Source organism: Hyphomicrobium sp., assembly GCF_036780825.1.
Lineage (GTDB): Bacteria > Pseudomonadota > Alphaproteobacteria > Rhizobiales > Hyphomicrobiaceae > Hyphomicrobium_C.
The window spans coordinates 16,348-29,352 of record NZ_DAIQCD010000034.1 but is presented as its reverse complement, the minus strand read 5'-3'; the positions used below and the strand labels follow the sequence as shown (position 1 = coordinate 29,352).

General features: G+C 63.8%; 11 protein-coding genes. 7 read left to right on the top strand and 4 right to left on the bottom strand.

The features are described from left to right. Positions 1 to 288: 288 nt before the first annotated feature. From V7P99_RS12200 to V7P99_RS12190, 3 genes are all read right to left on the bottom strand, one after another. Positions 289 to 1,551 carry a glycerate kinase gene (locus V7P99_RS12200; protein WP_333795098.1) on the bottom strand — a complete coding sequence of 421 codons (1,263 nt, stop codon included), beginning with the start codon at positions 1,549 to 1,551 and terminating at the stop codon, positions 289 to 291. 303 nt (positions 1,552 to 1,854) lie between these two features. Further along, a complete protein-coding gene (locus V7P99_RS12195; RefSeq protein WP_333795097.1) occupies positions 1,855 to 2,643 on the bottom strand; it encodes an N-acetylmuramoyl-L-alanine amidase in 789 nt (262 codons plus the stop codon). After that, positions 2,640 to 3,368, bottom strand: a complete 729-nt coding sequence (locus tag V7P99_RS12190) for a DnaJ family molecular chaperone (RefSeq protein ID WP_333795096.1) — start codon at positions 3,366 to 3,368, stop codon at positions 2,640 to 2,642. Before V7P99_RS12190 ends, V7P99_RS12195 begins: the two co-directional genes overlap by 4 nt. A gap of 114 nt (positions 3,369 to 3,482) precedes the next feature. On the opposite strand from V7P99_RS12190, the gene V7P99_RS12185 reads away from it, so the two are divergent. The 5 genes from V7P99_RS12185 (at position 3,483) to V7P99_RS12165 (ending at position 10,020) form a co-directional block, all read left to right on the top strand. Then, positions 3,483 to 7,112 (top strand): hydantoinase B/oxoprolinase family protein, encoded by a 3,630-nt coding sequence (locus V7P99_RS12185; protein WP_333795095.1) that lies wholly within the window; start codon positions 3,483 to 3,485, stop codon positions 7,110 to 7,112. Positions 7,113 to 7,275: 163 nt separating this feature from the next. Further along, positions 7,276 to 8,109 carry a pentapeptide repeat-containing protein gene (locus V7P99_RS12180; protein WP_333795094.1) on the top strand — a complete coding sequence of 278 codons (834 nt, stop codon included), beginning with the start codon at positions 7,276 to 7,278 and terminating at the stop codon, positions 8,107 to 8,109. Positions 8,110 to 8,273: 164 nt separating this feature from the next. Beyond that, positions 8,274 to 8,594 (top strand): PepSY domain-containing protein, encoded by a 321-nt coding sequence (locus V7P99_RS12175; protein WP_333795093.1) that lies wholly within the window; start codon positions 8,274 to 8,276, stop codon positions 8,592 to 8,594. An 11-nt stretch (positions 8,595 to 8,605) separates the two neighbouring features. Further along, positions 8,606 to 9,169 carry a cytochrome b/b6 domain-containing protein gene (locus V7P99_RS12170; RefSeq protein ID WP_333795092.1) on the top strand — a complete coding sequence of 188 codons (564 nt, stop codon included), beginning with the start codon at positions 8,606 to 8,608 and terminating at the stop codon, positions 9,167 to 9,169. 488 nt (positions 9,170 to 9,657) lie between these two features. Continuing rightward, positions 9,658 to 10,020, top strand: a complete 363-nt coding sequence (locus tag V7P99_RS12165) for a hypothetical protein (protein ID WP_333795091.1) — start codon at positions 9,658 to 9,660, stop codon at positions 10,018 to 10,020. Between the two features lie 667 nt (positions 10,021 to 10,687). Here V7P99_RS12165 and V7P99_RS12160 read toward each other — a convergent pair. Then, positions 10,688 to 11,284 carry a hypothetical protein gene (locus V7P99_RS12160; RefSeq protein ID WP_333795090.1) on the bottom strand — a complete coding sequence of 199 codons (597 nt, stop codon included), beginning with the start codon at positions 11,282 to 11,284 and terminating at the stop codon, positions 10,688 to 10,690. A gap of 579 nt (positions 11,285 to 11,863) precedes the next feature. Between V7P99_RS12160 and V7P99_RS12155 the strand changes: the two genes are divergently transcribed. Both V7P99_RS12155 and V7P99_RS12150 read left to right on the top strand, forming a co-directional pair. Next, complete coding sequence (locus tag V7P99_RS12155; protein ID WP_333795089.1) at positions 11,864 to 12,115, top strand: hypothetical protein; 252 nt, start codon at positions 11,864 to 11,866, stop codon at positions 12,113 to 12,115. A 147-nt stretch (positions 12,116 to 12,262) separates the two neighbouring features. Further along, positions 12,263 to 12,631 (top strand): hypothetical protein, encoded by a 369-nt coding sequence (locus V7P99_RS12150; protein ID WP_333795088.1) that lies wholly within the window; start codon positions 12,263 to 12,265, stop codon positions 12,629 to 12,631. Positions 12,632 to 13,005: the final 374 nt, after the last annotated feature.

Genomic DNA, 13,005 nt, shown 5'->3' with positions numbered 1-13,005 from the left:
AGCCCGGCGGGCGGTCTGTTTTCTGTGGCACTTTCCCTGGGGTCGCCCCCGGCGGCCGTTAGCCGCCACCCTGTCTCCATGGAGCCCGGACTTTCCTCCACCACCTTGCGGCGGCAGCGGCCGTTCAGCCGGCTGGCAAAGGACATAAGGCGTACGCAAGCCGCCGCGTCAAGAAGCCGAGGTGGCCGCAGCTAAAATTTAGTCGGGCGGCATCCTTCTTTGGCGGCACTGGGTCAGCTCTTCGGCGCCCGGTGAGCCCCTTGCTGCGTTTGGCGCGCAAAAAAGATTTCACAGTTCGTTCTTCTTGGCGGGCGGCTCGGCGAACACCGGCGGCGATGTAGCGCTGTCGGGGCCAGTCGCCCGCGTCGCCGCCGGATGCGGATCTTGCGCCGCCGGCGCTCCGGTCGCCATACGCTGCCCCATGACGATGAAGCGCGCCACACGCTCGGCGGCATCCCGCAGGTATTGCCGCGACTTCTCCATCGCCGCATCGAGCGGCATGGGGTTCGCCGTCGCGCTCTCGATGGCGTCGATCCCGTGCTCGAACACACCCCGCGCATCGTCCGCGAGCCCGCCGCCGATGGCCACGACCGGCACCCCGTGCCGGCGCGCCGCGGCTGCTACGCCGGAGGGTGTCTTGCCGAAAGCAGTCTGGAAATCTACGCGCCCCTCACCCGTCAACGCCAGTGAGGCGCCTTTCATATGCTCGTCGAGCCCCGTCGCAGCGACGACCAGCTCCACACCCCGCGACAGCGTCGCGTTGGCGAACGCCATGAGGCCGGCGCCCATCCCGCCGCCCGCTCCCGCGCCGGGGCGATCCGCCACGTCGGCATGAAGATCGCGCTTCATGAGGGCTGCCAGATGGCAAAGGTTGCGGTCGAGCGTCTGCACCATCTCCGGCGTCGCACCCTTCTGGGGGCCATACACGGCCGAGGCCCCGCTCTCGCCGATAAGCGGATTGGTCACGTCGCAGGCGACATTGATCCGAACGCGGCCAAGGCCGGGATTGAGCCAGCGGCTGTCGATGGCGACCACCTCGCCGAGGCGGCCGCCGCCCAGCGGCTCGGTGATCGGCGCGCCGTCCTTGTCGAGGAACCGCATGCCGAGCGCCTGCGCCAAGCCCGCCCCGCCGTCATTGGTGGCCGATCCTCCGATGCCGATAATGATCTCCTCGACGCCACGATGGATCGCATCGGCGATGAGCTCTCCCGTGCCGAACGTGGAGGCCCGCAACGGATCGCGCTCATCCCTGGGAACGAGGGGCAGGCCGGAGGCCGCCGCCATCTCGATCACCGCGGTCCGTCCGTCGCCGAGAAGACCGTAGGCGGCCTCCACGGGCCGTCCGAGGGGGCCCTTTACCGTGCAGGAGACGATGCGCCCACCCGTGGCGTCGACCAGGGACTGCACGGTGCCTTCGCCGCCGTCCGCCATCGGCACCTTGACGTATTCGGCCTCGGGCCACACCCGGCGCAGCCCCGCCTCGAGCTCGCACGCCACATCGAGCGAGCTGAGGTTCTCCTTGAAGGAGTCCGGGGCGATGACGATTTTCATCCGGCGCTTCCCTACGTTCTTTTATAATTGAGCCCGCCGGCGTTTATTTTGCGGCGGCCATCCCGTCACAATGCAACAACTTGCCGCTCCCTGAGAGGCGAGCAAAAAGCATCTCTTGCCGAAGGCGAGCAACAAGGCGCCTCTTGCCGGAGGCGATCGGTAGAGCAAGCGAGCGGGGCGGCGTTAGTTGAGGAAAGAATGCGCTCCGACTCGGCCTCTCGTGCCCCGGCCGTCATCTTTCGCGGAAATGTCAGGACGCCACAGTTAAGCGGTTTAGGCTGAACATTCCATCGTCACGATTAATCATGCGATCCGGACGCCGTCGCGGGCGCGCGCAGCCGTAAGCCGTGAGAGCGTGTCCAGAGTGGAGCTGTCGAGCCGTCCGTCGCAGCGAGCTTGACGGAAATGGAGCTGGAAGGCGCGTACCGCCGTTTGCAGGTGCGCATCGAGCCCCCCCTCGGTTTCCACGCCATAGCCGTAGGCGGCGAGCGCGGCGCGGGCGTGCAGGATTTCGGGGCGCTCCGTGCCCGGAGGCCATCCTTCGTCACCCTCATCGAGAGGCGCCGGCGCAACCCAATGCCCGACGCCTTGCGCGGCGAGCCAGGCCCAGTCGAACTTCTCTCCGGGATCGATCTTGCGGCCGAGAGCCACGTCCGAGTGGGCGAGCACACGCTCGGGCGGGATCTCATGACGTCCGAGGATGTCACGCGACAAGGCAGCCACCGCCTGCATCTGCGTGGCGGGAAAATCAGGATAGCCGAGCGTGTGCCCCGGATTCTGGATCTCGATGCCGATTGATGCCGAATTGATGTCCGTCTCGCCTGCCCAGGAGGAGAGGCCGGCATGCCAGGCGCGAGCCTCCTCGGCGACCATCTGGATGATGCGCCCCGTCTCGTCGACGACGTAATGGCACGACACCTTGCAGTCGGGCCGCGACAGCACGTCGAGCGCGCGTTCGACCGTCGGCAGCCCGGTGTAGTGGAGCAGCAGCATAGACGGCACAAAGCCTGGCCTGCGGGGCTCGATGTTGGGTGAGGGATGGAGGTCGGCGACCAGAGGGCTGTCCGGCCGGTCGATCAAGGGCACAGTCACGCCCGTTCTCCCTGGAGGCGCGACCCGGCCACCACGGCCTCGTAGGCCGCGTTGATCGCGGCGAGCTTGATCGTCGCCGCCTTGATCAGTGCGGCCTGGGCGCCACGGGCCGTCAATCGGTCCGGATGGAAGCGCTGCACCAGCTCGAGATAGCGGCGCCGGATCTCTTGCGGCGAGGCCGACGGCTCCACACCCAGCACGTCGTACGGATCGTCTAGATCGCGGACGAACGGCGCGCGGATCCGCTTGAACTCTTCGCAGGAGATGCCGAGGGCATGGCCGGCCTTCCTGAGCAGCGCCTCCTCTGCCGGATGCAAAATTCCGTCCGCGCACGCGATCATGAGGAGGCACTCGAGCACGTTGACCTTGAGCTCGGGCGCGTCCGCCAGCATGCGCGCGATGCTTTCGGCATAGAGTTCGAAGCCGGCGGTGTCCTGGCTGGCCTGCTGGTAGAGCCGGCGGATGCGCGGCACCTCCTCTGGCGTGGGCTCGAAGAAGCGCTCGAACGTCTCGCACTCGACGACCACGGCCACGCCGTCAGCCTTGGCCATTTTAGCGGCGAGCGCGATCACGGCTGCCGAGAACGCGCCGGTCTGATACGCGGGCCTCGGGCGCACGAGGCCCGCGAGCGCCGGCCACCAGGGTGCGATGGCGCCAGCCAGGCGTGCGCGGAGGCGCGTGTCCTGCGTCGGCTGGATATAGCTCGTGAGACAGTCGAGAGGCATCGTTATTCCATACCTGTTTCCTTGGCCGGGATGAAGGACGTGGACTAAATTTCATGATCTGCGATTGACGCCCTGCGCCCCCGCCGATAGCCACGCCCTAATGGGAGGAGATCCATGGGGCAGGACTACGGCGCATGGCAGTTCTGGATCGATCGGGGCGGCACGTTTACGGACATTGTTGCCGTTTCGCCATCGGGGCGTGTCCAGGCTCTGAAGCTGCTTTCCGAGGCGCCGGGCGTCTACGGGGACGCCGCCGTCGCTGGCATCCGCCGCTGTCTCGGCCTCACGCAGGACGCGCCGATCCCGGCCGAGCGCATCCGCTCCGTGAAGATCGGCACCACCGTTGCCACCAATGCCCTGCTCGAGCGCAAGGGGGCGCCGACGGCACTCGTCATAACGGCGGGCCTTGAGGACCAGCTCGAGATCGGAACGCAGGCGCGCCCTGACATTTTCGCACGCCGCATCGTGAAGCCGGAGATGCTTTATGGGCGCGTGATCGGCGCCGCCGAGCGCGTGCGCGCCGACGGCACGATTGAGAAGCCGCTCGACGTGGAGGCGCTTGCCGCCGACCTCGCCGCCGCCCGCCGTGACGGGCTCACGAGTGTCGCGATCGTCTTCATGCACGCGTATGCGTATCCCGAGCACGAGCGCCAAGCCGCCGAGCTTGCGCGCCAGGCGGGCTTCACTCAGGTCTCGGTCAGCCACGAGGTGGCGCCCCTGATCAAGATCGTGCCGCGCGGCGATACAACCGTCGCGGACGCGTATCTCTCTCCGGTGCTTCGCCGCTACACCGAGGGGATCGCCGCGGCCTTCACCGGCGAGCCGGCGACGCCCCTGATGTTCATGGCCTCCTCTGGCGGCCTCAAGACGCGCGCCCATTTCCACGGACGGGATGCCATCCTCTCAGGGCCGGCTGGAGGCGTCGTCGGCATGGCCGAGACGGCGCGGTTGGCGGGCTTCACGCGCGTCATCGGCTTCGACATGGGCGGCACCTCGACCGACGTCTCCCACTTCGCCGGCACTTACGAGCGGACGTTCGAGACCGAGGTGGCGGGCGTGCGGCTGTGCGTACCGATGCTTCGCATCCATACCGTGGCCGCGGGCGGCGGCTCGATCCTCTCCTATGACGGCGCCCGCCTGCGGGTGGGCCCCGAGAGCGCCGGTGCCGATCCCGGTCCCATGTGCTACCGCCGCGGCGGACCGCTGACGGTGACCGATGCCAACGTCGTGCTGGGTAAGCTCGATCCTCAGGTCCTGCCGAAAGTCTTTGGGCCGAGCGCCAGCGATCCGGTCGACGCCGACGCGCCGCGCAGGGCGTTTGCGGCGCTGGCGCGCGAGATGGGCGGCGAACGCACCGCGGAGGATGTGGCGGACGGCGCCATCCGCATCGCCGTCGAGAACATGGCCAAGGCCGTGAAACGTATTTCCGTCGCGCGCGGATACGATGTCTCGAACTACGTGCTGAACGGCTTCGGCTCGGCGTCCGGCCAGCACGTCTGCCTGATGGCGGACACGCTCGGCATGCGCCAGGTGTTGATCCACCCGCTGTCTGGGCTGCTCTCCGCCTACGGCATCGGCCTGTCGGCCATTCGCGCCAGCCGCGAGCGCTCGCTTGAAATGGTGCTCGACGAGCCCGGTCTCGCCGCTGCCCGGGCGCTCGCCGAGGCGATGTCTCGAGAGGCGGCCGGCGAGGTCGTTGCACAGGGCGCCTCGGCGGAGATGATCCGCACCGCGGCCCATCTGCATCTCCGCTACGAGGCGACCGACGTTGCGCTGCCGGTTTCTTTTTCGCCCCACAAGGGGGAGGGAGACAACCTCCGACAAGCATTCGAGGTGGCACACGCCCGGCGCTTCGGCTTCATCTCGCCGGAGAAGCGCGTTGTCATTGCCCTCGTCGAGGTCGAGGCTGAAGCGCAGAGCCACGAGGCTGATATGAGGGACGGCCTCTCCGGCGGACAGCCGGCCGATCCCGTTTCGCGCACGCGCTTCTATTCACAAGGCGCCTGGCATGATGCCGATGTCTGGCGGCGAGATGCGCTTGCCGTCGGCCAGGCCATCGCCGGGCCTGCAATCGTCATCGAGCCCAACCAGACGGTGGTCATCGAGCCGGGCTGGTCGGCTGAAATGACGACGCGTGGCGATCTCGTTCTCACCCGCATCGAAGCCAAGCCTCGCGACGCGATCTCCCTCGAAGCCGACCCCGTTCTGCTCGAAGTGTTCGGCAACCTCTTCATGGGCCTCGCGGAGGAGATGGGCGAGGCCCTGCGCGCCACCGCGCAATCGGTCAACATCAAGGAGCGGCTCGACTTCTCCTGCGCCGTGTTTGACGGCATGGGGCGCCTCGTCGCCAACGCGCCCCACGTGCCGGTGCACTTGGGCAGCATGGAGAGCGCCGTCGAAGCCGTCATACGCGCGTGCGGCGGGGCCATGCAGCCCGGTGACGCCTATATGCTGAACGCGCCCTACGCCGGCGGCACGCACCTGCCGGACATCACCGTCGTCACGCCCGTGTTCCTCGATGGCGCGACGGCCCCTGCCTTCTACGTCGCGAGCCGCGGCCATCACGCCGACATCGGCGGCATCGCTCCGGGCTCCATGAGCCCCGATGCTGCGACCATCGAGGAGGAGGGCGTTTACATCGATTGCGTGCCGCTGGTCAGCGGCAACCGCTTTTTGGAGGCAGAGACGCTCGCGCTGCTCACCGGCGCGCGCTATCCGGCCCGCAATCCGGCGCAGAACATCGCAGATCTGAAGGCCCAGGTGGCGGCCAACGCTCGCGGCCGCGCCGAGCTCCTGCGTCTTGTCCAAGAGTTCGGCGCCGACGTGGTGATAAGCTACATGGCGCACGTGCAGGATCACGCAGAGGACGCTGTGCGCCGCCTGATCGGCCGTCTGGAGGATGGGCACGTCCGCGTCGAGACCGATGGCGGCTGGGTGATCGAGGTGCGCATCACCATCGATCGCGCGCGCCGCTCGGCAAGGGTTGATTTCACCGGCAGTTCGCCCCAGCAGCCGAGTAACGTCAACGCGCCCGAGCCCGTCGTGCGCGCCGCCGTGCTTTATGTGCTGCGGGTGCTGCTCGATGCGCCGATCCCGCTCAACGCCGGCTGCCTGCGTCCGATCGAGATCGTGGTGCCGGACGGATCGATGCTGAAGCCGGCGTATCCCGCCGCCGTCGTGGCCGGCAACGTCGAGACCAGCCAGGTCATCGTCAACGCACTGTTCGCGGCGCTCGGCGTGTTGGGCTCTGCCCAAGGGACCATGAACAACCTGACGTTCGGCGACGACCGCGTGCAATACTACGAGACCATCTGCTCGGGCGCGCCGGCCGGTTTCGAGAGCGACGGGACGGGCTTCGATGGCGCGGCCGCCGTGCACGTGCACATGACGAACACGCGCCTCACGGACCCTGAGATCCTGGAGACCCGCTATCCGGTTCTCCTCGCACGCTTCGCCATCCGCCGTGGCTCCGGCGGCAAGGGGCGCTGGCGAAGTGGAGACGGCACGTTGCGGGTTATCCGTTTCCTGGCGCGCATGCGCCTCTCCATCCTCTCAGGCTTCCGCAAGGTGCGCCCGCCCGGCCTCGCCGGCGGCCTCCCGGGCGAAGCGGGGCGGAACGCCATCCTGCGCCGCGACGGCACCGTCGAGGAGCTTCCCGGCGCGGCCAGCGCCTTGCTTGAAGCGGGTGACGCCGTGCTGGTTTCGACGCCGACCGGTGGCGGTGTCGGTGTCGGTGAGGACTGACTTTCAGAGTGCCGATGACGCCGTGCTATCCGCTTCGCGTCTGGTTGCCATGCAGCTTGGCGATAGAGGCGTCATACCGAAGCCCTTGCAACTGGCACGCCGAATAAGTTTATCTCATAGAGTAAGATCGCGGCTGGCGGGTCGCGGCAGGACTTTGGGGCAGATGATGGCGGCTGCTCGTCTTCGATTCATGACAATCGGCGCGCTGGTATTGGCGGCGGCGAGCCCGACGCTATCTGCTGGCGTGAGCGTTTCCCCGAGCGCTGATCTCACGGTGCGCGAGATCTCGCGCCAGCTCTTCAACGCCAAGCCGGGCGAGCGCATCGACTACACGGGGCTCGACCTCAACTACCTCGATCTCTCGGGGCTCGACTTCAAGCAGGCGCGGCTGGCGCGCACGGACCTTTACGGCGTTGACCTGACGGACGCCAACCTCAAGGGGGCGGACGTTTCGTATGCGCGCCTCGACCGGGCGGTGTTGATCCGCGCAAATTTCTCGGGAGCCGATCTTCGCGGCGCCACCATTTTCCGCCCCACCGTCTATTCGGACATGCACGACGATCATGCGGACGCGCCACGCTTTGCAGGTGCCAATCTTTCGCAGGTGCGCGTGCAGGCAAACCTCTCCGGCGCCGATTTCCGCGGGGCCGACCTGACGCGTGCCGATTTCAGTCCCCTTGAAGCGCGCCCGGGTCAGGGCACGATGGTGACGCTTGCACGCAACGTTCTCAAGTCGTGCGACTTTGCCGGCGCGACGCTGCGCGAGGCGAATTTTACGCGCGCCGTGCTGATGTTCTCGAGCATGCTCGGCGCCGATCTTTCCGGCGCCATTCTCGTCGATGCGGATCTTTCGAAGGTGGACTTCTCCGGCGCCAATCTTTCCGGCGCCGACGTGACGGGTGCCGATTTCGATGGCGCCAATCTAGCGGCCGTCCGGGGGCTCGATACGGTCAAGGGCCTCGACAAGGCCGTGAACGTGGACAAGGCCATCCGCTGAACCGTGAGCTTTCAGAGCGTTAAAAGCCGGGGCTCCAAACCTTGAGAGCGATGTTGTCGTCTCCTCTTCTCCATCTGACAAACCGCTGATCGAGCGCGTCAGTCCGACGTCATCGGTGCTGATGCAGATTGCGCGATGACGCCTGAGCGGCGTCAGAAGCCAAATTGCTTCAGATCAAAAATGTCGGAGAAGGCCTTATGAAAACGTATGCATCCATCGCAATGGCTGCCGTGTCGGCCGTCACGCTCTCAGCAACTGCGGAGGCAGGGAGTTTCAACAAACCCTGCACCAGCGTACCGCAAGCCCAATGGCTGAGCCTTCAAGAGATCGAAAAGATCGTGACCGATCACGGCTACACGATTGCCAAGTCGAAAGTGAAGGGCACCTGCGTTGAGATCTATGCGCGCGATAAGCAAGGGGCGCGTGTGGAGCTTTTCGTTGACCCGAGCACCGGCACTCCCGTCGGCGGAGATCTGAAACTTTAAGGATCTCGGTCATGGCCATCCTAAACGAAGTATCAGACGGCGGCTGTCATGGGCCGCCTGCGACGGTGAAGGTGTGGGACCGGTTTGTCCGCATCTTCCATTGGAGTCTGGTAGCGCTCTTCACGGTTGCGTTTCTTACGGGTGACGAAGTCGAGTGGCTGCATCTCTGGGCCGGCTACGCCATCGCGGCACTCGTAGCGATGCGGATGGTGTGGGGTTTTATCGGGCCTGAAAGCGCCCGCTTCTCGAGTTTCGTCAAAGGGCCGCGCGCCGTGATGACGTTCTTGCGGCAGTCGTTGCACCTCCAGGCCCCCCGCTACCTCGGGCATAATCCAGCGGGCGGTGCAATGACCGTGGCATTGCTGGTCCTCCTGGCAGCCCTTTGCGGAACTGGGATTGCCATGACGACGGACGCCTACTGGGGTTCGAAAGCCCTCGAGGAGGTGCATGAAGCGCTCGCCTACACCACCTTGGCTCTCATCGGGCTTCACATCCTGGGCGTCTTCATTGCCGCCTGGGAGCATGGAGAAAACCTGGTGCGGGCCATGATCACCGGGCGCAAACGAAAGGACTGAACGCTCGGCGATACGTGATGATGAGCCGATTGGGTCGATCGGTTGATTGGCTCCGGGGCTGTAGTTCTCGGAGCCAGCGCGCACGGGCAGAGATGTTCCGCCACACCTTGGCGGGATGCCAGCATCGATCAGTTTTAGAGTGTTTCGGAAAGTGCGAACCGAGAGGAAGCACGATCAAACATAAACTTGGAGCCGTTCCTAGATTCCGCCTAAAGCGGAACGGCTCTAAAGGGTCAGGCTGGAAATGGTGCCCAGGGGCGGAATATCAACTTCCGAACATGGACCATTGAAATATCGAGCGAATTTATCGCCGCGTGTGCGAACTGTATGCCATAGCCGTAGGCCATTTTCAAGCGCCAACGTTGGTACGGTGCTCAGTAGAAGTCCGGTGCTTGGCCGGCGCTCGAACCTGTACTAGCAGTGACGGCAATATGATAAGGGGCGCTGTCACCGCGATGCCGAAGCATCTTCCAATCACCGAATTTGACATGAGCGGCATCTACGTCGCGGTGAACCGATACAAATCTGCGGGGCTCAAGGCGGACTATAGCGTCGAACAGAGAACGGCAGGGATCGTCACCATCGTTCTTGAGAACCCCATGACGCGCGATGGCTCGATTGCAGCGTTTGAAATTCACAAGCTCGCCCGGCCGGGGTGGTTCGGAGAAAAAGCATGGTGGGTAATTCAACTGTGCTCAAAGTCGCCGGGAGCATCGCAGTTCGAAAGACGAGGCTGCGTGTCAGCAAAAACCCAAGCCTACGCCCTAAGCGAGGCGGAAGTGGACCTTCGGTTCAACTTCATCAGCATCTGCGACTTTGAACTCGCGTCGCAAGGTTGGGACAATCGATGAGAGTTCCCGAGAATGGCGCCCACCGTCACCGGTAACGATCAAGCCCGTGAGAGTAGTCGGTAACGCCGTGGGTTGAACGCAGCAGTTTTGCCAATCGTTTGGCTTTCTTTGTGGCCCGGCTCACCGCAAGGTCACGGCAAGTTAAGCCCCAGCTAGAACGTGCGGGGCCGCCTGTTGTAATGATCAGACCAAGGTACGCGCCGCGACCGACCACTTGGAGTTGCCGCGAGCTGTTGTCAGTATGCCGTGGTCCAAGTTCAAATTGAAGTCCGGGGAGATCGGGAAAGACAATACTGAACACGGCGCCATTGTTGACCCAGCCGTGTGGAAGCATAGTTCGCCCTAGTAGCTCTTCTAACTGTGTGTCGGAAAGACTACCCCACTCTCCTAGCACCCGTTCAATCGCGGTAACAAGATCGTCGGCCGTGTAGCGAGTGTCGCGGTCGAATAAGAAGCCTAGCATCGAATGGTCCCGATCGTGCGCTAAGTGGATTGAACGAGACACAAGGTCCGTCCCGCAGGATCGGACTGCAAGCGGCGACGATCTTCCGTTTTCAAGGAAGTGTTGCCGCCCTGAACGTACACAATAGCGGCAGTATTGTCGCACGAACGGTCCCTTGAGTCCCACAATTTAGGCCCCAATCTGGAACCCCTCCATTCCGCAGGGCTAAACAGGGTACTCAAACTCAGTGCCGATGGGCTCAACCGAGCGTGACGCGAAGTCTCCCCATATAGCCCACTTCGACTGATCCGCTGAGACACACCCAAACGTCCACAATCCGCCGAGACGCAAGCCGCTCGGTAGTTTCAACGCGGCCGGATCGAAGCGGCCCGTGCGGTTCAGCCGAAGAGCCACCGTTAGGCCCCTTGCGTCGCCGTATCGTGAAAGCCCTGACAGGATGCTGTCCAGCGATCCGAGAGGATTGCAGTCGGCCGGAACCAGCTCCTTGAGCTGTACAGGGCAAAAGCGCTGTTCATCTTCGGCGCACCACATGGCTACAAAGTCATAGTCTTCGCGTTCCGTTGGCGCGAAGAACACTTTGTGACCTAGCCGTTCGCTCATCCCCTGACAGAACAACGCCGCATCTCGCATCTCGCGAGAGGGCTTCAGTGTGTTCGTTCTTAAACGTCTGGCTTTGTCGGGCAGACTGTCAACCACGGTCCCTAGATTTTTCTCCACGTTCCGTAGCTCGCGAAGGAAGCCAGTCGGATCGCCATAAGCGAGGGAGCTAAGTTCGCGGGTTCTTATCCGATCCATGCTCATTGCCGCGCCGCTTTGAAAGATGGTCGGAAGGTACACGACGGCGGCGGGCTAGTGGCCCGGAGTGTCCCGCCGTGCACAATTAACCCGCCAGGGTGGACTAACACCCTCCGCTGCCTGCCGATTGATCAAGCCTTGCTGGATTATCTCAAAGGGCAGTTCCCGCTTCGGCTCACGCGTGGCGAGGAAATAACGTGCCCATTTGGAGAAACACCGGAAGACGCTTTTAGGTGGCTAGCTTCCTCTTAGGAGGCCTTCGACGGCCGTTATTATTGTCCGTGCGCAGAATTGACCGCCCAGGTTGGAGGAAGGCGCCCGGCCTATGACGGCGCGGCAAGGGCTCAGAAAAATTAAAGGACCAGGATGGAATGGCCCCGATGGGACGCCCCGTAAAACCAACCGAAATGGTCAGCTCACAAATAGGTTGCCAGGTAGGAAAGGGCCTCATCTGGAGCGCCTACTTAGTTCGTCAGTAGGCAAATAACGCCCCTATAAGGAATGGCCGTCGTTGCGCAGCGGGCAATTAAGGGCCCTGTTTGGAAGCGCCCTTCCGTCCCGCCGCCGTCCCCCAAAGGAGACCCTATGTCTAAACCTACCAGCCACCGGGCGACGCTCGGGGCATACATCTGCGCTGGGCGTCACATGCTCAGCGAAGACAAAGCGAAGACCATTCGGCAGATCGCAGCCGAGACGGGCATGTCCATTCGGACGGCGCGATACTGGCTTGAGCGGGACCACCGCGAAGAATGGTTTCGATGGTGGCCGTCGTTCGCGGCCATCGTGGCGGACGTGTTTGAAGGACGCGATATGAATAGAGTGTCGCCCGCCGCCTAGGCGTTTGTTGACGACCTCCCGGACTTAGATGCAGCCGCCAACGCCGCTGCCGACGACACGCGATAGCGACGGCCCTTCGCCGTCTGCATCCCCCGTACCGCTTGAGTTTGATCCGCCCCACCCGCTCGCCGGGATGGGGTTTTTTCTTTGCCCGCGTCTCAACCTTCTAAGGGAGATACGATCATCACGACGCTTTCAATCTACCTCCATCCCGCTTCCGTCCCCTCGAAGGGGCTCCTGTACGACGTTACGGTGGACGCGCCGGGCGGCGAGATCATTGCCCGAGGGGTGAGAGACCCCGAGCACGTTGCTGCCCGTGTGCTGGAAAACCGTAGCCTCGGAAACTGCTCTCTCCACGTATTCGCCCCCTCCCTGACCATGCCGGGCAAGTGGACGCCGACGCTCCGCTACCGGAAGGTGAGCGACGCGGCGAGCAAGCATACTCGCGAGAGTGCCTTGGCCGGCCCGGTCGTCGTCCCGCATAGAGAGTTTGAGATGAACCGAGAGGCCGCGTAGCAGGTTCTACGGTTTTCACGCTGGCGGGCGTTTGGAGGTTCTAGGTCTCTTCGGACCGGGGAGCACCCGAACGCCCCTGTACGGCAAAACCGTAAGGGCGAGGGAGACCGGCCCGCTCGGTCCTGAGAGAGAACAACCGGGACCGGCCTCAACCCCGACGACGGTCTGAGACCAGGCCGAGCCCTGTTATCTGAAAGAGAACCTAAGAGGAAGATACGACGAGGATCATCCAATAACCTCTTTAAGAGGCTTCTTAGAATGGACCTTAAATGAACTCGTTAGAGAGGTCTTTAAGGAGGAACCTAAGAGGGATTGATCAATGTATCTAAGTATATAATCTTTAATTAGTGGGGATTGGATTGACTGATTTCAAG

Coding starts and splice junctions, on each gene's coding strand:
- V7P99_RS12200 (WP_333795098.1), bottom strand. CDS start 1,551: ATGAAAATCGTCATCGCCCCGGACTCCTTCAAGGAGAACCTCAGCTCG.
- V7P99_RS12190 (WP_333795096.1), bottom strand. CDS start 3,368: ATGCCTCTCGACTGTCTCACGAGCTATATCCAGCCGACGCAGGACACG.
- V7P99_RS12185 (WP_333795095.1), top strand. CDS start 3,483: ATGGGGCAGGACTACGGCGCATGGCAGTTCTGGATCGATCGGGGCGGC.
- V7P99_RS12180 (WP_333795094.1), top strand. CDS start 7,276: ATGATGGCGGCTGCTCGTCTTCGATTCATGACAATCGGCGCGCTGGTA.
- V7P99_RS12170 (WP_333795092.1), top strand. CDS start 8,606: ATGGCCATCCTAAACGAAGTATCAGACGGCGGCTGTCATGGGCCGCCT.
- V7P99_RS12165 (WP_333795091.1), top strand. CDS start 9,658: ATGAGCGGCATCTACGTCGCGGTGAACCGATACAAATCTGCGGGGCTC.
- V7P99_RS12160 (WP_333795090.1), bottom strand. CDS start 11,284: ATGAGCATGGATCGGATAAGAACCCGCGAACTTAGCTCCCTCGCTTAT.
- V7P99_RS12155 (WP_333795089.1), top strand. CDS start 11,864: ATGTCTAAACCTACCAGCCACCGGGCGACGCTCGGGGCATACATCTGC.